The sequence below is a fragment of the Nocardioides ungokensis genome (assembly GCF_013466985.1).
GTDB lineage: Bacteria > Actinomycetota > Actinomycetes > Propionibacteriales > Nocardioidaceae > Nocardioides > Nocardioides ungokensis.
Window position 1 is genome coordinate 3,008,233 of the sequence record NZ_CP059164.1, and the last position, 19,138, is coordinate 3,027,370.

Here is a 19,138-nt window from a genome sequence, read left to right on the forward strand (position 1 = left end):
ACGGGCAGGCGCCTACGCCGCGGTGGCCACGGGGTCGACCCGGGCAGCGGAACTTGCCCACGGGGAGCCGGTCCGGGTCAGCAGCGACCCGCACCGGAGCCCCTGCGCACAGGCCAACGGGTACACGTCGCGGGCCCGGGCCGCGTCGAAGAGCGCCAGCGGTCGGAGCCCGACGACTCGCGCGACCTCCCGGTCGGGTCGGATCAGGGTCACCGAGGACCTGGGGTGGCTCGCCCTCCACCGCCGCAGCTCCAGCCTCAGCAGCAGCTCAGCGACGCGACCCACCGGCCCGAGCACGGGGCCCGCCAGCGGGGCCACGACGATGACGCGGTCGGCCTCCCTGGCGGCGTCGATCGAGGTGGCCGACCGCACCCCGCCGTCGACGTACAGCCGTCCCTCGACTCGGTGTGGCGCCAGGAGCCCGGGCACGGCGGACGAGGCCGCGACCAGGTCCGCGAGCGGGTGGCGACCACCGTCCAGGATGTGTCGGCGACCGGTGCGCACGCAGACGGCCGAGACGGCGACGAGAGGGCTCCTGGCCTCCCCGAACAGCTGTCGGGCGAGATCGGCGAGGACGCCGGCGCGCAGGTCCGGCACCGAGGGTGCCTCCAGCTCCCGGAGGTCCTCGTAGGTCAGCCCGAGCGCCAGGGCCGAGGCCGTCCACGACCCCGCCGACGTGCCGAGCACCGGCGCCGCGGCGGCCGGGATCCCGGACGCGGCGAGCCGGCCGCGACCCCAGCGGTGTAGGCGATCCCGACGATCCCGCCACCGCCGTAGACCATGGCCAACGGGGGACGGCCGTCGACGCGCCCTGCGAGCGTCGTCATGGGAACGATCGTGCCCGGGCTCGTTGTGGCGACCGTGGGTCACGGCTGTGCGGCGGCTGGGAGCCGGCACGTCGCACTCGGGTGCGCCCACGGGCTCCGGTGTATCACTGGTGACAGGGGTTCACCTCGTGACAGGAGCGCGGACGCATGGTCGACGGCGTCGGGGAGAGGATGCTCGGGGCGCGGTGGCGCACGATCGCCCGCATCGGGGCGGCGGCGCTGCCGCTGGTGACCTGCGCCCTGCTCTCGACGGTCCGGGACGGCGTCCCGGCCGCGACCGCGGTCCTCGTCCTGGTGCTGTGGGTGGTCGCGGCAGCGGCCACCGGGGACCGGGTCGCCGGACTCGTCGCCGCCGTCTCCGGTGGCGTCTGGTTCGACTTCTTCCTCACCGCGCCGTACCAGCGGTTCACGATCTCGGACTCCGATGACCTCGAGGCCACCGTCCTGCTCGTGCTGATCGGCTCGATCGTCACCGAGATCGCCCTGTGGGGCTACCGGGAGCAGTCCCGAGCGGCCCGTCGCTCCGGCTACCTCGACGGCGTGCTCGGCGCCGCGAGGCTGGTGGCGGAAGGAGACACGCCTGCCGCGGCGATGGTCGACGTGGTCGCCCGCGAGATCACCGACGTCCTGGGCGCCGACGAGTGCCGTTTCGTCCCGGGTCGGGTCGGCGACGCACGTGTCGCCGTCCTCGACCACGACGGCGTCGTCACGCGGGGCGACCGCCCGGTCGACGTCGACCGGCTGGGGCTGCCCTCCGACGAGTACGTCGCCATCCCGGTCCGGAGAGGGGCACGCGTGGTCGCCCACTTCCTGGTCACCGCCACCTCCCGCATCACCTACCCGACCCACGAGCAGCGTCGGGTCGCGGTGCTGCTGGCCGACCAGGTGGCGGCAGCTGTCGACACCGGTTGAGGTCGCCTGCCCCGGCGCGGCGTGCCGGACCTAGACCGAGCCGAGGTCGACGACGTACTCGGCGCCGACGGTCTCGGTGGTGAACTCCGCCACTCCGGCCCAGCCCTGGAGCACCAGGACCACCTCGGTCGGTCGCGTCTCGCCGTCGGTGCGGGGGAACCACAGCATGCTGTAGCGGTCGTCGACCCCGGACTCGATGTCGGTGAGGTCGGCGTCGGTGAGCTCGTTGACCGGCACGTTCCGGGCGCTCGAGAGCTGCTGGATCTGCTCCGCCACCTGCGTCGTCGCGTCGATGAGCTGGGCCCGCTGCCCGGCCCTGGACAGGTCGTGGGTGCTGCGAGCGGGAAGGTCACCGCACGCGGCGTTCACGACCCGGGTGCTGCTCTCGTGGTCGAGCGGCAGCACCAGGCACACCGCCGAGCCGTCCTTGCGGAACGTCACCCGGCCGTCGTCGTCGAGTCCGTCGTCGTCGCGGTCGGTGATCCCGGCCGCCCGGCCGCCGCTCGGCGCGGCGCTGCCGGCGAACGTCGCGAGCCGGCGTGGGTCGAGCCCGCGCCAGTAGGTGGAGGGGAAGGAGGTGTCGAGGGTGCCGACGCGCAGCACGTCCACGGAGAGTGCCGCGGTCCGCAGCGGGCTCAGCGCCGTGGGGGCGTCACCGGGACTGCAGGCGCCGGCGCGGACCGTCCGGGCGCCGGGGGTGGCGTCCAGGCACGCGTAGTCGGCGACGACCCGCACGGTGAACGAGCGCCCCCGCAGCGGTCCGGCCGCGAAGAAGGGACGCTGGTCCGCGGGCAGGTCGTGGATCTCGGCGCGCAGGTGCGCGCGGGCGGCCCGCGTCGTGTCAGCGCCACGCACCAGCTCACGCCCAGCGGCGACGGCGTAGTTCCGGTTCGCCGCGGTGTACACGCCGTCGGCAGGGGCAGTCGGGGCGGCCTGTGCCGGCGGCGCAGCGAGCGGGGCGGCACACATCAGTACCGCGGCGGTCCCGGCGAGGACGGTCTTCGGGGTGGCCACGAGCGCGAGCTCCTATGCGGTCGGGAACGCCGCGGAGCGGCAGCGGACGAGTGCCCGCCGCGGCGATGATGCACCGCCGGATCCCGGGTGCGCAGACGATTCGCCGAGAACGACGACCGCTCAGACGGTCATGTTGAGGGCCGCGAAGATCTCGAGCGTGGCCTTGGAGCGGTTGAGCGTGTAGAAGTGCAGGCCGGGCGCACCACCCGCGAGCAGCTCCTCACACAGCTCGGCGGCAACGGCGACGCCCTCGGCCCGCACCGCGGCCGGGTCGTCCTCGCGAGCGGCGACACGGGCCACCACCTCGGCGGGGACCTCGCGGCCCGACAGCTGGGCCATCCGCGTGACCTGGCCCAGGCTGGTGATCGGCATGATGCCGGGCAGGATCGGGATGTCCACGCCGACCGCCCGGCTGCGCTCGACCAGCCCGAAGTAGTCGCTCGCCCGGAAGAACATGTCGGTGATCGCGAACTCGGCGCCCGCCTGCTGCTTGCGGGCGAGGACGGCGACGTCGTGGTCGAGCGACTCGGCCTCGCGGTGGCCCTCGGGGAACGCGGCGACGCCCACGCTGAACCCCCCGGTCTCGCGGACCAGCGCGACCAGCTCGTCGGCGTAGGTCAGCCCACCCTCGGTGGGCGTCCAGGGCGTGCCCGGACCGCCCGGCGGGTCACCGCGCAGCGCCAGCACGTTGTGCACCCCGGCGTCAGCGTACGAGCCGAGGATCGCGGTGAGCTCCGCGCGTGTGTGCCCCACGCAGGTCAGGTGCGCCATCGGCGTGAGCGAGGTCTCCCGGGCGATCCGCCCGGTCACCCGGACCGTGGTGTCCCGGGTGCTCCCGCCCGCGCCGTACGTCACCGACACGAAGGTCGGCCGGTAGGGCTCCAGCGCGCTGATGGCTCGCCACAGCTGCTCCTCGCCGGCCTCGTCCTTGGGCGGGAAGAACTCGAAGGAGAACGAGCGCCCCCCGGTGCGGATGAGCTCCCCGATGCTCTGGGCGCGATGGTCGGTCATGGCGTCGAGTGTAGGTAGCGACAGGGCCCCTCGGGGGCGTTGTCCACCGCACTGGGGGCTCTGTCTACCCTCTTTGCGTGACGAGCAGCGGGTGGGACAGCGCAGATTTCCGCGACCGCGTGCAGGCAGCGCTCGACGCGTTCCTCGAGGAGCAGGCCGGGCGCCTGGCGCCCCTCGGTCCCGACGCCGCTCGACTCCTGGACGAAGCGCGGGCCGCGGTCTCCGGCGGCAAGCGCTTCCGCGCCGCCTTCTGCTACTGGGGCCACCTCGCCGTCGCCCCCGACGTCGCCGACCGGCCCGCCGAGAACGACGCCCTGATCCGCGCCTGCGCCTCGCTGGAGCTGCTGCACGCCAGCGCCCTGGTCCACGACGACCTCATGGATGCCTCCGACACCCGGCGCGGACGGCCCGCGACGCACCGTCAGTTCGAGACCGACCACCGCCGAGCCGGGTGGCGCGGCGACCCGGAGCAGTACGGCGGCGCCGCCGCCATCCTGCTCGGTGACCTGCTGCTCTCCTGGGCCGACGAGCTGCTGCGTCGCTGCGGCCTGCCCGCAGAGCAGGTCGCGCCGGCCCTCGACGTCTTCGACCTCTGCCGGTCGGAGGTGATCGCCGGCCAGTTCCTCGACGTCTCCGTCCAGGCCCGCGGCCTCGCCGACGTGGACGCGGCGATGACCGTGCTGCGCTACAAGTCCGCGAAGTACTCCATCGAGCGGCCCCTGCACATCGGCGCGGCCCTCGCCGGCGCCGGGCCGGGCACGATGGCGGACCTGACCGCCTTCGGGCTCCCCCTCGGCGAGGCCTTCCAGCTTCGCGACGACCTGCTCGGCGTGTTCGGCGACCCGGCCGCGACCGGCAAGCCCGCGGGCGACGACCTGATCGAGGGCAAGCGCACCGTGCTGGTCGCCCTCGCACTGGACGCCGCCGGCCCCGACGAGGCGGACGCCCTCCACCGGGCGCTCGGCAGCGACCTGGACGAGGCCGCCGTGCAGCGCCTCCGGGGCATCATCGACGCCTCCGGGGCCCACGGCCAGGTCGAGTCGGTGATCGGCGAGCTGGCCGGGCGCGCGGTCACCGCGCTGGAGCGCGCCGGGGTCGACGACCGGGCACGCGGGGTGCTGCGCGACCTCGCGTCCGCGGCGACCGATCGCGCCGTCTGAGTCCGAGGTCGGCTACAGCGCCGGGGCGAGGCTCAGAACGCCATCGCCTGGGCCCGGCGCTTCACCTCCGAGCCGCGGTTCTCCCGCAGCGCGTCGATGGGGCGTCCGGGGAGGTCCGCGTCGGTGAAGAGCCACGCGATGCACTCGCGGTCGTCGTACCCGCCGTCGTGCAGCACCGTCAGCAGTCCCGGCAGGCCCTTGACGACCAGCCCGTCCTGCACGAAGTCAGCGGGGACCTGCTGGCCGGCACCGGGGGCCGGGACCGCGGCCGCCAGCTCGTGCTCACGGATCATCGTGCGCACCTTGCCCACCGTGACCCCGAGCCTGCGGGCCGTCTCGGCCCAGTCGATCCAGTCCGGAACCAGCGCGCCCAGGTCGGCTTCGGCAAGCCTCGATTCACTCATGGGACCACTCTTCCACCTGGCGGGTGACCGGCGAAACCGACGACCGCGGGACCGGCCCCCACCTCCCTCAGGTCACTCCAGTCCCTTGAGTCACAGCCCGTCCCGGGTTACGGTCGACGATCGTTCCCCGGCGTCCCCACCGGGCCTCTCGGGTCCCGGGTGCCGCGCGGGACGACGAAGGGAGTGTCCGAGATGACCCCGAACCCCCGACCGCGACCGGCACGCCGCACCCGCACACGCAGCCGCCTCCCGGAGCTGGCCACCGGCCTGCTGACCGGCCTGGCCCTGCTGCTGAGCGTCGCCCCGGCCGACGCCGCAGCCGGCGACCTGCCCGCGGGGCGCCGGATCGTCGACCACCGGGTCCGTGCCGGCGAGACGGTGACCGGGCTGGCGGTGCGCTACCACGCCTGGACCGCCGAGCTGATCTCCCACAACCACCTCGGGCCCTCGGCGGCGATCCGCGTCGGCCAGCGCCTCGAGATCCCGGTCGTGGTCTCCGCGCTGCCGCACCACCGCACCCGCACGCCGCAGCACCCGGCGCCGCACCACGCGGCTCGGCACCACGCCGCGACGCACCACACGGCGCCGCACCGGGCACCGGCGCCGGCCGCGAGCCCCGGGAGCCCCGGGAGCGCGACGGTGCGACGCACGGTGGCGAGGACGGCGGCGCGGCACGGGTCGACCCCCAGCTCGCCCTCGCGGTCTCGTGGCAGGAGTCCGGCTGGCAGATGGACCGGCGTTCCGACGCGGGCGCCATCGGCGCGATGCAGGTGCTGCCGAGCACCGGCGCCTGGATGTCGCTCTACGCCGGGCACAGGCTGCACCTGCACCGGCTGGCCGACAACGCCGTCGCCGGCGTCCAGCTGCTGCGCTTCCTGGGCGAGGAGACCGGCTCGCCGCGCCACCTCGTCGGCGCCTACTACCAGGGCCTCGGGGCGGTCCGCTCCGACGGCCTCTACGGGGACACCAAGGACTACGTGGCCAACGTGCTCGCGATCAAGAGCCGTCTCGAGGCGGGTCGCCCGCCGGCCTGAGCCCGTCCCTCACTGGCCCCCGACGGCCCCCGACGCCCTCTGCGCGCCACGCCGGTGACGCCTCAACGCGGCGTGGAGGCGGGGCGTCCGTACGATTGGGGTCCCGGATCCTTCCCCATCCGGCCGCAGGAGGGTCGTAGTGCAGCCACGTCGGCAGTCAGATCGGCACGCCCCCACGGGCGCCGACGCTGCCACTGGCGACCCCATGACCGGCCGCCTCCTCGACGGCCGCTACCGGATCGGACCCCGGATCGCCCGGGGTGGCATGGCCAGCGTCTACGAGGCCGTCGACCTGCGCCTGGACCGCACCGTCGCGGTCAAGGTGATGCACTCCGGCCTCGGTGACGACGAGGAGTTCGCGGCCCGGTTCGTCCGCGAGGCCCGGGCGGCGGCGCGCCTGTCCCACCCCAACGTGGTGGGCGTCTACGACCAGGGCCAGGACGACGGGACCGTCTACCTGGCGATGGAGCTGGTCCCCGGCCACACGCTGCGCGACGTGATCCGCAAGGAGAGCCCGATGCCGGCGCCGCGCGCGCTGGCGCTGCTCGAGCCGGTGCTCTCCGCACTCGCCGCCGCCCACCGGGCCGGTCTCATCCACCGCGACGTCAAGCCCGAGAACGTGCTGATCGCCACCGCCCCGGACTCCGGGGCGACCGTGATCAAGTGGCCGACTTCGGCCTGGCGAAGGCGGTCAGCGCCGACACCCAGCACACCGCGACCTCCGGCATCCTGATCGGCACGGTCTCCTACCTCGCGCCCGAGCTGGTCCTCGACGCCGCGCCGACACCCGCGCGGACGTGTACGCCGCGGGCGTGATGCTCTACGAGCTGCTCACCGGCACCAAGCCGCACGAGGGCGAGTCGCCGATCCAGGTCGCCTACAAGCACGTCCACGAGGACGTCCCGCCGCCGTCACGGTCGGTGCCGGGCCTGCCGGCGTACGTCGACGCGCTGGTCGCCCGCGCGACCGCACGCGACCGGGACCTGCGCCCGGCCGATGCCGGGGTGATGCTGCACCAGCTGCACCGGGTGGCGCACGCGCTCGCCGACGGCGTGCACGACGACCCCGAGCTCACCGCCGACCTCGCCCCGGCCCTGCTGCACCCGGACACCGGCGAGATCGTCGCCGTCGAGGTCCCGCCCGGGCAGCGCGACGACACGGCTGCGGACCCGTTCGACGGCGCTGTGCCGGCTGCCCTCTTCGCAACCGCGGGCGACGACGAGCACACCACCCTGATCCCCCAGTCGCCCCGTGGCACCGTGGCCACCACGAGCCACCGGCCGCCGGCGCCGCCTGCCGCCGGCGCGCCCGGCCGCACCGCGCCCACCGGCCCGCGGCGGACCGGGCGTTCGCGACGGGGCCCGATCCTGCTCGTGCTCCTCCTGCTGCTCGTCGTGGGCGCCGGCGTGGGGGCCTGGTGGTTCGGCTGGGCCCGCTACACCTCGACCCCGGCGGTGCTGGGGCTGACGAGGTCCGCCGCGATCGAGAAGATCCAGGCGGCCGGCCTCGACGCCGACACGGGCAAGAAGGCCTACTCCGAGACCGTCCCCGCCGGCCACGTCATCGACACCGACCCCGGCGCGGGCGAGCGCGTCCTCGACGGCGGCACGGTCAGCGTGGTCATCTCGCTCGGCAAGGAGCGGTACGACGTACCCCGCACCAAGGGCATGAGCGAGGACCAGGCCCAGGACGCCCTGATGCAGTCCCACCTGACCTTCGGCACGGCGATCGGCCGCTGGTCCGACACCGTCCCCGAGGGCACGGTCATGGGCAGCGACCCCAAACCGGGCACCAGCGTGCGCCCGGGCACGGCGGTCGACCTGTTCGAGAGCCGGGGGCCACGCCCGATCAAGATCGCCGACTGGACCGGCAAGGACGCCGACCAGGCCCAGCAGGCGTTGGAGGCCAAGGGTCTCCAGGTCGACCGCGGGACCGAGGAGTACTCCGACAGCGTGGCCGAGGGCGACGTCATCAGCCAGACGCCCACCAGCGGCACCCTCTACCGCGGTGACACCGTCAAGCTCGTCGTGTCCCGGGGTCCCGAGCTGGTCGAGGTGCCGGGTGGCCTGGTCGCCTCCGGCGTGGACTCGGCCACCGCCAAGCTCGAGGCGCTCGGGTTCAAGGTCGTGGTCCACAAGAACGACCACTACATCGGCGTGGGCTACGTCTACTCGGTCGACCCGGGCTCCGGGACGAAGGTCCCCAAGGGGTCCACCATCGTCCTGTCCATCCTCTGACCGGGCCTCTCCTGCGGGCACGCCGCCGAGGACGCCCCGGGAGCGCGGGCCCGCGCGGGCGCCGGATAGCGTCTGCGCCATGGTCGACTCCCCCACCCGCAACCCGATCGGGACCCACGTGCTGGTCGGCAAGGGCCTGGTCGACGGGGCGCTCGCCAACGCCGACCTGCTGCGGTGCGAGATCCTCCAGATCTTCGTGGGCAACCCGCGCGGCTGGGCGCTCTCTGCCGGGCGGCCCGCGGAGGACGCCCGCTTCCGTGCGGAGGTGGAGCGCCGCGGCACGCGGGCGTTCATCCACTCGCCCTACCTGGTCAACCTCGGGTCCCCCACGCCGGCGACCTACGACAACTCGGTGGCGTCGGTCGCCCACAATCTGCGCCGGGCGGCCCAGATCGGCGCCGAGGGGGTCGTGGTCCACACCGGATCGTTCGTGGACCCCTCCGACGACCCGGCCGAGAGCGAGGCCAGGTATGCCGCGGCGATGCGGCAGGTGCGCGAGGGCCTGCTGCCGCTGCTCGACGTGGTGGCCGGCGACGACGCGCCCTGGCTGCTGCTCGAGCCGACCGCCGGCCAGGGCCGCTCGCTGTGCGCGGGCGTCGACGACCTGGAGCCCTACCTCGCCGCCCTCGACTTCCACCCGAAGGCCGGCATCTGCCTGGACACCTGCCACGTCTTCGCCGCCGGCGCCCCGCTCGACGAGGCCGGCGGCGCGACCGCCACGGTGGACCGGATCGTCGAGATCGGCGGTCCCGGCCGGCTGCGACTGGTGCACGCCAACGACTCGATGGACGTGCGCGGCGCGTTCAAGGACCGGCACCAGCTGATCGGGCAGGGGCACATCGGCACCGAGGCGTTCGTGGAGCTCTTCGCCCACCCCGCCACCGAGGGCGTTCCGTTCGTCCTCGAGACGCCCGGCTCCCGGGACGCCGACAACGTGGACATCCCCCTGCTCAAGCAGTTGCGCGAGTCCGGTCATGCCCGGCTCGGCGTACCTGTCCCGACCTCGTGAGCGCCGACCACATGAGCTCGGCGCGATGAGCCGTCGTACCGGTCTCCTGGCGGCCCTGGCCCTGCTGGGGGTCACCGCGATGTGGGGCTCGACGTTCTTCCTGATCCGCGACCTGCTCGAGCGGGTGCCGACCCTCGACTTCCTCGCGGTGCGGTTCGCGATCGCCAGCGTGGCGCTGCTGCTCGTGGCCCCCCGCGCCGTCGCGCGGCTCTCCCCCGCCTCGCGGCGCAGCGCGGTCGTGCTGGGGCTGCTCTACGGCGTCGCCCAGATCCTGCAGACGGCCGGCCTCGCCCACACGCCCGCGACCGTGTCGGGCTTCATCACCGGCATGTACGTCGTGCTCACCCCGGTCTTCGCGGCCGTGCTGCTGCGCAGCCGGATCACCGCGATGACCTGGGGTGCGGTCGTGCTGGCCACGTCCGGCCTGGCGGTGCTGACGCTCAACGGCCTCTCGATCGGGTACGGCGAGGCCATCACCCTGGTCGCCGCCATGCTCTACGCGCTGCACATCGTGGGGCTGGGCGCCTGGTCGACGCCGCACGAGGCCCTGGGGATGTCCATCGTGCAGATCGTCGTGATCACCCTGGTCTGCCTGGCCGCCACGGCCCCCGACGGCATCGTGCTGCCCGACACCCCGGGTGACTGGCTCTCGGTGGTCTACATGGCGCTGTTCGCGGGCGCGCTCGGCCTGGTCGGCCAGACCTGGGCGCAGGCGCACCTGGCGCCGACCCGCAGCGCGATCATCATGAGCATGGAGCCCGTGTTCGCGGCGTTCTTCGCGGTGCTCCTGGGCGGCGAGTCGTTCACGCTGCGCATGGTCTGCGGCGGGCTGATGGTGCTGGCCGCGATGCTCGTCGTCGAGCTCGCGCCGCGCCGCAAGGTCGAGCCGAAGTGCAGCACCTGACGGTGTGACGAGGCCCTCACCGGACCGGGGGTCCGGCCCCTGCACGGGGCCGGTCCTACGGCCCGGTTCAGGGCGTCCCCTACGCTGGCCTGCGGAACTGAACGACCTGAGGAGGGTGGATGGACACGTGCAAGAGCTGCGGCCACGCACTCGGTGGCGCCCGGTTCTGCACGAGCTGTGGTGCCCCGGCACAGCGCGCCGAGGACTCCGTCGAGCGGACCATGGTGCTCCCGGCGGTGGCGAGCCCGCCCGCCGAGGCGGAGCCCACGGTCGCCGTGGACGGCCCCGACTGGCGCCACGACACCGCTGAGCGGCCCCCGGTCGGCCGGCCCCCGGTCAGCCAGGGTTCGCCGCGTCCCACCACGCCCCCGCCGTCGTTGCCGCCGCCTCCCCCGGTCGCGGGCGCGCCCGGCGACGGCCCCCGGTTCCCGCTGTTCGCCGACCAGGTCGACGCGCCCCCGGCGGCTGCGCCGGCCTCGACTCCCGCACCCACCCCGGTGCCCACCCCGATGCACGGGGCGCCGGCCATGCCCACTCCCGGCGAGCACTCCCACCGCGCCCCGGGTGACGGGTCGGGTGCCCGACCCTGGCTCCCCTGGGCCGTCGGCGCGCTCGTGCTCGTCCTGGTCGCCGGTCTGGGCTTCTGGCTGCTCGCGGGTCGCGACGACTCGCCGGCCGCGGGCACCGCAGGATCGGGCCGCCCGGCGCACGGGTCGCGCTCGACCGGCGGCTCGTCCGGAGGTCCCGACGACGTGGCCCGCGACGCCACGGCCACGGTCCCGGCGACGGCCCCGCCCAACCAGGACCTCGACGGCAACATGGTCCGCTACGAGGCCCGCAACATGCTCGACGGCGTACCGACCACCTGCTGGCGGATGGCCGGCGACGGCACGGGCGCGGAGCTCACCTTCGACCTCGGTGCCCCGACGCGGCTGACCGAGGTCGGCCTGATCAACGGCTACGCCAAGACCGCGGTGGACCCGAGCGGTCGCGAGCTCGACTGGTACCACGGCAATCGGCGCGTCCTGAAGGTCGAGTGGACCTTCGACGACGGCTCCACCGTCTCCCAGGACCTCGGCGACAGCGAGCGGATGCAGTCGGTGAAAGGTCGACCCGGTGACCACCCGGACCGTGCGTCTGCGGCTGGTGTCCGTCTCGCCCCCGGGCAAGGGCCGCGCGGCGCGCGACTACACGCCGATCAGCGACGTCAGCCTGGTCGGCACGCCCGGCTGACCAGACGTACGCCGCGGGCCGCGGCGAATCATCGGCTCGACGTCGGAACCTGTGGGTAGCCTGTCGCGCGACACGCACCACCGGACGGGGGACTCCAATGCTGACGTGCGCCCACTGCGGCTCCGACAATCCTGGGACGAGCCGCTTCTGCGGCAGCTGCGGACGGCCGACTGCTGCCGCGGGACCGCCGACGACCACCCCACCGGCCACCCCACCGGCTGGGCCACCTCCGACGGCGCCGATCGCGGCGGCCCCCACGGCTCCGCCGGCCGCACCGCCGGTCCTGCCGCCCGCCGCGGGCGCACCCGGCCCAGCCATGGGACCGCGCACCCCGATGCTGCCCTCGATCAGCTGGCAGAAGCTCCTCGTGGGCAACTGGGTCGGGGCGGCTCTCACGGCGGCCACCGCGCTCGTCGTCGCTGGGGCGCTGTCGACGGTGCTGGCGCTGCTCTCCAAGCCCGCCGACTTCGGCGTCGACAACGGCCTCACGCTCGTGGCGGCACTGCTCGCGGCGACGTTCGGTGCCGACCTGGTGCTGAACCTCGACGACGGCCACCAGTCGGCCCACGCCCACCTGGGCATGTTCCCGCTGACCGTCACGATCCTCGCCCTCGTCGGCGCCGTGCTGGTGTTCCGTCGCGTGACGGCGCGTTACCCGCGAGCGCTCGACGCCGTCGCCGATGCGGCGCGGGCCGCACTGCTGCTCGGCCTGGCGGTGATGCTCGTCGCGATCGTGTTCCGCGGGGACAACGACAAGATGGGACGGGGCTGGGGCGCCGAGCTCACCGCCGCCCGGCTCGGCTTCGACGCCGAGTGGGGCGTGAGCATCGCCGGCGCCTTCTTCCTGTCCTTCCTGCTGCTCCTGTCGACCCTCGTCGCAGTGCTGTTCGCCTCCCGCCGCGACTGGTGGCCGGCCCCAGTGCAGCGGGTGCACGACTGGACGGCCGCACCTCTCTACGGCATCGGCACGATCTTCGTGATGCTGCCGGTCGCCGGCATCGTCGGCCTGCTGCTGATGGTCTTCACCGGGAGCCTGCTGAGCGACTACGACCCCACCCAGGACGACCTGTCGGCCGGGATCGCGCTGATCGCCGGGCTGATCGCCAGCGGCGGCTTCTGGCTGATCTCGCTCGGCGCGGGAGCGGCGTTCGGCACCACCTCGCACGAGTCCGGGCCGGGCACGGGGGGCGGCTCCTCGGACGTGCACCGCCTGGGCCACTACGCCGACGACACCCCGGGGCTCTGGGCGGCGCCCGTGGTGATGCTCGTGGTGCTCTTCCTCGCGGCGTTCGCGGTCGCCCGCAGGACCGGATCCGCCCAGCGCATCCTCGGCAACCTCGCGGTCTTCGTCGGCCTGCTGCTCGTGGCCCTGCCGCTGATGTCGCGGCTCACCTCCGCCCACGCCGGGATCACCGTCGACGGGGACAGCTCCCGTGGCAGCTACTACCTCGGACAGATCGGCTGGCAGGCCACCGTGCTGCTGGCTCTGTTCGCGGTGCTGTGCGCCGCCGCCGTCGCGCTGATGAGCGGGGCCGTCACCCCGGCGGCCGTGCGTGTGCAGGCCTCCGCCCTCGCGGGCCGGATCCAGTCGGATCCCGGCCGCCCGGCAGGTCGGCCCACCGCCCCGCCGCACTCGGGACAGCCCGGTGGTCCCGGGTATCCGCCGCAGGAGTAGCCGCGGCCCGTCGCTGACGGCCGGCCCGGCGAGAGGCAGGCTCAGGCGATCTTGGCGAAGACCGCCGCGGCCTGCTCGGCGTCCTCGCGGCTCACGTCGAGGTGGGTGACCAGGCGCACGGCCGTGGGACCGACCGCCGCGACCAGGACGCCCTCCGCGCGGGCCGCCGACACGAAGTCGGCGGCGTCGGTGCGGGGCACCACCACGATGTTGGAGTCCACGGTCGCCGGATCGACCCCGCACGCCTCGGCCAGCAGCCGGGCGTGCGCGTGGTCGTCGGCCAGCCGCTCGACGTGGTGCTCGAGCGCGTGCAGGCCGGCCGCGGCGAGGATGCCGACCTGCCGCATCCCGCCGCCCATCCGCTTGCGCCAGATCCTGGCCTCGGCGACGGCATCGGCGCTGCCGACCATCAGGGATCCCACGGGCGCGCCGAGTCCCTTCGAGAGGCACACCGCCATCACGTCGGCGATCGCGCCGTACTCCGCCAGGGGCACGCCGGTCGCGACGTGGGCGTTCCAGAGCCGGGCGCCGTCGACGTGGATGCGGACGCCGACACCGGTGGCGAACTCGCGGAGGTCGCGCAGGTCCTCCAGCGGCAGCACCGCTCCGCCGGCGAAGTTGTGGGTGTTCTCGACCGAGATCGCGGCCGTGGGCACGAAGAACGGACCCATGTCGGGGGCGTACATCGACCGGACCGTGGCCAGGTCTACCTGACCGCGCGGGTGGATCCAGGTGCGCATCGTCAGCCCGGTGTAGGCACCGTGGGCGCCGAGCTCGGCCCGCGCGATGTGTGCCCTGGCCTCGCAGAGCACCTCCTGGCCGACCCCGACGACCGACCGGACCGCAAGCACGTTCGCCATCGAGCCGGTCGGCGTGAAGAGCGCCGCCTCGTGGCCGAGCAGCCCGGCGACGTGCTCCTCGAGGCGGGCCACCGTGGGGTCCTCGCCGTAGACGTCGTCGCCGACCTCGGCCCGGGCCATCGCCCGGCGCATGTCGTCGGTCGGGCGGGTCAGGGTGTCGCTGCGCAGGTCGATCACCGCCCCAACCTAACGAGTCGTGCGGTGGAGGGTGCGCCCGGGCGCACCCCTGCCCGCACGAGCCGCGGGCCTCAGGCCTTCCGCAGCATCTCGGCGACGAGGAACGCCAGCTCGAGGGACTGGACCCGGTTCAGGCGCGGGTCGCAGACCGACTCGTAGCGGCCCCCCAGGTCGGCCTCGAGGAGCTCCTCGCCACCGCCGACGCACTCGGTGACGTCGTCACCGGTGAGCTCGACGTGGATGCCGCCGGGCCAGGTGCCGAGCGAGCGGTGCACGTCGAAGAAGCCCTGGACCTCGTCGATGACGTCGTCGAAGCGGCGGGTCTTGTAGCCCGAGCTCGCCTCGAAGGTGTTGCCGTGCATCGGGTCGCAGACCCACGCGACCTGCACGCCGGCGGCCTGAACCTTCTCGACCAGGTGCGGCAGCCCGTCGCGGATCTTCCCGGCACCGAAGCGGGTGATGAAGGTCAGCCGGCCGGGCTCGTTGTGCGGGTTGAGCTTCGCGGCCAGGGCCAGCGCGTCGTCGGGGGTCGTGGTCGGCCCGAGCTTGACGCCGATGGGGTTGCGGATGTGGCTGAGGAGCTCGACGTGCGCGTTGTCGAGCTGGCGGGTCCGCTCGCCGATCCACACGAAGTGGCCGGAGACGTCGTACGGCGTCTGGGTGCGGGAGTCGATGCGCGTCATGGCGTGCTCGTACTCCAGGACCAGCGCCTCGTGGCTGGAGTGGAAGTCGACCCGGTGGAACTCGTCGGGGTCGGCGCCGATGGCCTGCATGAAGGTCAGGGCGCGCTCGATCTCGTTGGCCATCGCCTCGTACTGCTGGCCGACCGGGGACTCCCGGACGAAGTCGGTGTTCCAGGTGTGGACCTGGCGCAGGTCGGCGTAACCGCCGGTGACGAAGGCGCGGACGAGGTTGAGGGTCGCGGCCGAGGAGTTGTAGACGTCCACGAGGCGCTGCGGGTCCGGGATGCGCGCGGCCTCGGTGAAGTCGAAGCCGTTGACGGCGTCACCCCGGTAGGCCGGCAGCGTCACGCCGTCGCGGGTCTCGAGGTCCGAGGAGCGCGGCTTGGCGTACTGACCGGCGATGCGGCCCACCTTCACGACCGGCACCGAGGCGGCGTAGGTCAGCACGACCGCCATCTGCAGCAGGACCCGGAGCTTGTTGCGCACGTTGTCGGCGGTCACGCCGGCGAACGTTTCGGCGCAGTCACCACCCTGCAGCAGGAACGCCTCGCCACGGGAGACCGCCGCGAGCTTGGTCTTGAGGTCGTCGCACTCGCCGGCGAAGACCAGCGGCGGCATGGTGCGCAGGCGCGCCACGGCAGCGTCGACGGCGCCCGCGTCGGGGTACGTCGGCTGCTGGGCCGGGCCGAGGGCGTGCAGGGTCTCGAGATCGGGGATGCTCACCGGTCCAGCGTACGCGCGGGCACACCCCTCTCCCGAACTCGCGAGCGACGGCGAGACACCCCCGGTCTCCTCACTCCTCGAGGCGCTCGATGCCGCGGAAGCGCGACTTGCGGGCCCGGACCCCGCGGTTGGTGGCCCAGGTCACCACCCGCGCGTCCTGGGCGATACTGGGCCCCGATGCGCGTCGCGTCGTTCAACATCCTCCACGGCCGTTCGCCCGACGGCCGGGTCGACGCCGACCTGCTGGCGCGGGTGGTGCGGGACCTCGACGTCGACCTGCTCGCCCTGCAGGAGGTGGACCGCGCCCAGCCACGGTCGGGACGTCTGGACCTCACCGCGGTGGCTGCCTCGGCGATGGGCGCCGTCGACCACCGCTTCCTGCCTGCGCTGCTGGGGACGCCGGGCGGGGCCTGGGCGCCGGCCACCGACGCACGACCGACCGACGGGCCGGCGTACGGGATCGCCCTGCTCTCCCGGCTTCCGGTCGCCTCGTGGCGAGTGGTGCGGCTGCCGTGGCTCCGGGTCCCCGTCCCGATGCGACTGCCGGGGCGAAGGCTCCCGGCCGTCGTCCGCGAGGAGCCCAGGGTGGCGCTGGTCGCCGGGGTCTCCTCACCCGCCGGGCCGTTGACGGTGGCCGCTACGCACCTGTCGTTCGTGCCCTGGTGGAACGCGCGCCAGCTCCGGTCGCTGGTCGCGGCCGCGACGGCCTCGCCCGGGCCGCTGCTCCTGCTGGGCGACCTCAACATGGGAGTCGGGAAGGCCGAGTCGGTGTCCGGCCTGCGCAGCGTGGCGGAGCACCCGACGTTCCCGGCCGACGCGCCGACACGCCAGCTCGACCACGTGCTCACGGACGCGCCGCTGCAGGCCACCTCCTCCGAGGCGCGGGCCACCGGGCTCTCCGACCACCGCGCGCTGGTGGTCGACCTGTCCTGACCGGGTCGTCGCCCGCCGTGCAGCCCGGGAGTTCTGCACCCCGCAGGGGGGCGGTTCCCGGGACCCGGGAACGGGACCAGACCGGGACACCTCCTCCCATGCGCCCGGGACAGGTCCGCGCTGATGCTGGACGAAGCCCGGCACGGTGCCGGATCCTGACCGAGGAGGTCGCCATGCTTCGTGAACACCCCTTCCGCGTCCTGGGCGTCGTCGCCGCCGTCGCCGTCGCGCTCTTCGCCCTCTCGGCGCCGGGCGCCGACGACACGAGCGGTGCGTGGTACTACATCAGCGCGTTCGGCTGGTTCGGCTTCCTGATCACGATGCTCGTGCTCATCGTGCTGGCCGTCGCTGCCGCCGTCATGGCCATGGGCCGGCACCGTGGCCGCAGCGTCTGAGCAGAACAGCTCCGCCGGGCGGGCGTCGGTGGCACGCTGGCAGCCATGCTGACCGTGGCTGGCGGCTCCGCCCGGCGCCTGCTCGAGGCGTCTCTGCACCGCGTGGTGTACACGCTGCTGTTCGCGCTCGTGGCGCTCGCGATGGCGACGATCGCCGTACCCCTGCTGCGGGAGTACACCGGCACCAACGAGCAGGTCGTCGGCACCGCAGTGATCCTGGTGCTGGTGATCGAGCTGGTCGGCAGCCGGCTGCACCGGTTCGTGGACTGGTTGCTCTACGGCCAGCGCGACGACCCGACCGCGGCCACGGCCCGGCTGTCGCGGGCCGTGGAGGACGTCGACGACGACCAGGCCCTGGAGGCCCTGGTGACCGCGCTCGCCGACACCCTGCGGCTCACCTACGTGGCCGCGGTGCTCGACGTCGACGGGACCGCGCTGGTCGAGGTCGGTGAACCCCCGGCGAAGGTCTCGGAGTTCCCGGTACGGCACGCCGGCACCCCGCTGGGTGAGCTGCGGGCCGCCCGGCGTGGCCAGGCGCTGGACCACCGGGACCAGAGATTGCTAAGGGCGGCGGCCACCCAGATCGGCCTGGTGCTGCACGCCGCCCGGCTGGCACGCGACCTGCGCACGGCCCGCGAGGACCTGGTGCTGTCGGTCCAGGAGGAGCGCCGCCGGCTGCGCCGCGACATCCACGACGGCGTCGGCCCGACCCTGGCCGGCATCGCCCTGGGCGTCGAGTCGGCCCAGCGGGCCGTCGGCAACGACCCCGCCCGGGCGACCGCGCTGCTCTCCGACGTCCGCGCCGACGTGTCGGCCCTGGTCGACGACGTACGACGGGTCGTCGACGGGCTGCGCCCTCCGCTGCTGGACGAGATCGGACTGGTCGGGGCACTGGAGCAGCTCGCGCGGTCGTTCGACGCGCGGGGCACCTGTCGCGTCGACGTCACCGCGACGGCCCTGCCGACGCTGCCGGCCGCCGTGGAGGTCGCGGCCTGGCACATCGGGGCCGAGGCGATGACCAACGCCGCCCGGCACGCGTTCGCCCGACACGCCGAGGTTCGGCTCTCCGCGACCGGTGAGGTGCTGGAGCTCCGCGTGTGCGACGACGGGCGTGGCGGCGCCGAGGACCGCCCGGGCGGGACCGGCCTGACCTCCATGCGCCAGCGCGCCGAGGAGGTGGGCGGCGTCGTCGAGGTCGCCAGTGGGCTGGCCGGCACGACGGTCACGGCCCGGTTGCCGCTGCACCGGGAGGACGTCGATGCCTGAGCCGGGACGCCGCCTGCGGGTGCTGGCCGTCGACGACCACCCCGTCTACCTGCGCGGCCTGGTGGCCACGCTGGAGGACGCCGAGGACCTCGAGCTGTGCGCGACCGCCGCGAGCGCCGCCGAGGCCGTCGAGGCGGCCACCCGCGAGCAGCCCGATGTGGTGCTGCTGGACCTGAACCTCCCCGACGGGCACGGCGTCGAGGTGACCCGCACCCTCCGCGAGCAGGGCTTCTCGGGCGCGGTGCTGATGCTGACGATGTACGAGGACGAGGTCGCGCTGCGGGCCGCGCTGGAGGCAGGCGCCCGGGGCTACCTGGTCAAGGGCGCCGACCAGGACGAGATCGTCGGCGCGGTGCGGGCGGTGGCCCACGGCGGCGTGGTCGTCGGGCCGCAGCTGGCCGAAGCGCTGGCCGGCATGCTCGCCGGCGGGCGCACCCCATCGCCGCGCCGCGTCGCGGGGCTCAGCGAGCGGGAGACCGAGATCCTCGGCCTGATCGTCCGTGGCCGCACCAACGCACAGATCGCCCGCGACCTGGTCCTCAGCGAGAAGACCGTCCGCAACCACATCACCAGCATCTTCGCCAAGCTCGGCGTCGGCGACCGGGAGCAGGCCCGCGCGCGGGCGCGGGAGCTCGGGCTGCGCGACGGGCTGGCCACCGGCTGGTCTCCCGGCGGCTGACG

At 74.2% G+C, this 19,138-nt stretch carries 19 protein-coding genes and 1 pseudogene; 13 read left to right on the forward strand and 7 right to left on the reverse strand.

The window, feature by feature from the left end; translation table 11 throughout:
• Positions 1 to 12: 12 nt before the first annotated feature.
• A complete protein-coding gene (locus H0S67_RS14835; RefSeq protein WP_219635286.1) occupies positions 13 to 687 on the reverse strand; it encodes a patatin-like phospholipase family protein in 675 nt (224 codons plus the stop codon).
• Positions 688 to 974: 287 nt separating this feature from the next.
• On the opposite strand from H0S67_RS14835, the gene H0S67_RS14840 reads away from it, so the two are divergent.
• Positions 975 to 1,739, forward strand: coding sequence for a DUF4118 domain-containing protein (locus H0S67_RS14840; RefSeq protein WP_246354755.1), 765 nt, complete (start codon positions 975 to 977; stop codon positions 1,737 to 1,739).
• Between the two features lie 30 nt (positions 1,740 to 1,769).
• Here H0S67_RS14840 and H0S67_RS14845 read toward each other — a convergent pair whose 3' ends face one another.
• Entirely contained in the window at positions 1,770 to 2,753 is a 984-nt protein-coding gene (locus tag H0S67_RS14845) for a hypothetical protein (RefSeq protein ID WP_180933679.1), read from the reverse strand.
• A gap of 120 nt (positions 2,754 to 2,873) precedes the next feature.
• Positions 2,874 to 3,764, reverse strand: coding sequence for a methylenetetrahydrofolate reductase [NAD(P)H] (gene metF, locus H0S67_RS14850; RefSeq protein WP_180933680.1), 891 nt, complete (start codon positions 3,762 to 3,764; stop codon positions 2,874 to 2,876).
• 77 nt (positions 3,765 to 3,841) lie between these two features.
• Here metF and H0S67_RS14855 point away from each other — a divergent pair, with 77 nt between their 5' ends.
• Positions 3,842 to 4,924: a polyprenyl synthetase family protein gene (locus H0S67_RS14855; RefSeq protein ID WP_180933681.1), complete on the forward strand. Its 1,083-nt coding sequence runs from the start codon at positions 3,842 to 3,844 to the stop codon at positions 4,922 to 4,924.
• Between the two features lie 32 nt (positions 4,925 to 4,956).
• On the opposite strand, the gene H0S67_RS14860 is transcribed toward H0S67_RS14855, so the two are convergent.
• Together H0S67_RS14860 and H0S67_RS25485 are read right to left on the reverse strand one after the other, a co-directional pair.
• Entirely contained in the window at positions 4,957 to 5,328 is a 372-nt protein-coding gene (locus H0S67_RS14860; RefSeq protein WP_180933682.1) for an Rv2175c family DNA-binding protein, read from the reverse strand.
• A 398-nt stretch (positions 5,329 to 5,726) separates the two neighbouring features.
• Complete coding sequence (locus H0S67_RS25485) at positions 5,727 to 5,978, reverse strand: hypothetical protein (protein WP_246354756.1); 252 nt, start codon at positions 5,976 to 5,978, stop codon at positions 5,727 to 5,729.
• Positions 5,979 to 6,008: 30 nt separating this feature from the next.
• Here H0S67_RS25485 and H0S67_RS25490 point away from each other — a divergent pair.
• From H0S67_RS25490 to H0S67_RS14890, 7 genes and pseudogenes are all read left to right on the forward strand, one after another.
• A pseudogene (locus tag H0S67_RS25490) lies at positions 6,009 to 6,362 on the forward strand (lytic transglycosylase domain-containing protein); the annotation flags it as partial.
• A gap of 205 nt (positions 6,363 to 6,567) precedes the next feature.
• Positions 6,568 to 7,095 (forward strand): protein kinase domain-containing protein, encoded by a 528-nt coding sequence (locus H0S67_RS25495; protein WP_246354758.1) that lies wholly within the window; start codon positions 6,568 to 6,570, stop codon positions 7,093 to 7,095.
• A 64-nt stretch (positions 7,096 to 7,159) separates the two neighbouring features.
• Positions 7,160 to 8,599, forward strand: a complete 1,440-nt coding sequence (locus tag H0S67_RS14870) for a Stk1 family PASTA domain-containing Ser/Thr kinase (protein WP_246354759.1) — start codon at positions 7,160 to 7,162, stop codon at positions 8,597 to 8,599.
• 79 nt (positions 8,600 to 8,678) lie between these two features.
• Positions 8,679 to 9,608 (forward strand): deoxyribonuclease IV, encoded by a 930-nt coding sequence (locus tag H0S67_RS14875; protein WP_180933684.1) that lies wholly within the window; start codon positions 8,679 to 8,681, stop codon positions 9,606 to 9,608.
• Between the two features lie 25 nt (positions 9,609 to 9,633).
• Complete coding sequence (locus tag H0S67_RS14880) at positions 9,634 to 10,512, forward strand: DMT family transporter (protein WP_180933685.1); 879 nt, start codon at positions 9,634 to 9,636, stop codon at positions 10,510 to 10,512.
• 119 nt (positions 10,513 to 10,631) lie between these two features.
• Positions 10,632 to 11,804, forward strand: a complete 1,173-nt coding sequence (locus H0S67_RS14885) for a discoidin domain-containing protein (protein ID WP_180933686.1) — start codon at positions 10,632 to 10,634, stop codon at positions 11,802 to 11,804.
• A gap of 257 nt (positions 11,805 to 12,061) precedes the next feature.
• Complete coding sequence (locus tag H0S67_RS14890) at positions 12,062 to 13,420, forward strand: hypothetical protein (RefSeq protein ID WP_180933687.1); 1,359 nt, start codon at positions 12,062 to 12,064, stop codon at positions 13,418 to 13,420.
• A gap of 41 nt (positions 13,421 to 13,461) precedes the next feature.
• Here H0S67_RS14890 and H0S67_RS14895 read toward each other — a convergent pair whose 3' ends face one another.
• Both H0S67_RS14895 and H0S67_RS14900 read right to left on the reverse strand, forming a co-directional pair.
• On the reverse strand, positions 13,462 to 14,457 hold the full coding sequence (locus H0S67_RS14895; RefSeq protein WP_180933688.1) for a threonine aldolase family protein: 996 nt from the start codon (positions 14,455 to 14,457) through the stop codon (positions 13,462 to 13,464).
• A 71-nt stretch (positions 14,458 to 14,528) separates the two neighbouring features.
• Positions 14,529 to 15,863 carry a class II 3-deoxy-7-phosphoheptulonate synthase gene (locus H0S67_RS14900; protein WP_180933689.1) on the reverse strand — a complete coding sequence of 445 codons (1,335 nt, stop codon included), beginning with the start codon at positions 15,861 to 15,863 and terminating at the stop codon, positions 14,529 to 14,531.
• 177 nt (positions 15,864 to 16,040) lie between these two features.
• Here H0S67_RS14900 and H0S67_RS14905 point away from each other — a divergent pair, with 177 nt between their 5' ends.
• From H0S67_RS14905 to H0S67_RS14920, 4 genes are all read left to right on the forward strand, one after another.
• Positions 16,041 to 16,796, forward strand: a complete 756-nt coding sequence (locus H0S67_RS14905) for an endonuclease/exonuclease/phosphatase family protein (protein WP_180933690.1) — start codon at positions 16,041 to 16,043, stop codon at positions 16,794 to 16,796.
• Between the two features lie 173 nt (positions 16,797 to 16,969).
• Positions 16,970 to 17,191 carry a hypothetical protein gene (locus H0S67_RS14910; protein ID WP_180933691.1) on the forward strand — a complete coding sequence of 74 codons (222 nt, stop codon included), beginning with the start codon at positions 16,970 to 16,972 and terminating at the stop codon, positions 17,189 to 17,191.
• A 45-nt stretch (positions 17,192 to 17,236) separates the two neighbouring features.
• Positions 17,237 to 18,457, forward strand: a complete 1,221-nt coding sequence (locus H0S67_RS14915) for a sensor histidine kinase (RefSeq protein WP_180933692.1) — start codon at positions 17,237 to 17,239, stop codon at positions 18,455 to 18,457.
• Positions 18,450 to 19,136, forward strand: a complete 687-nt coding sequence (locus H0S67_RS14920; RefSeq protein ID WP_180933693.1) for a response regulator — start codon at positions 18,450 to 18,452, stop codon at positions 19,134 to 19,136. The genes H0S67_RS14915 and H0S67_RS14920 overlap by 8 nt, the downstream gene beginning before the upstream one ends.
• The last annotated feature ends 2 nt before the right edge of the window (positions 19,137 to 19,138 follow it).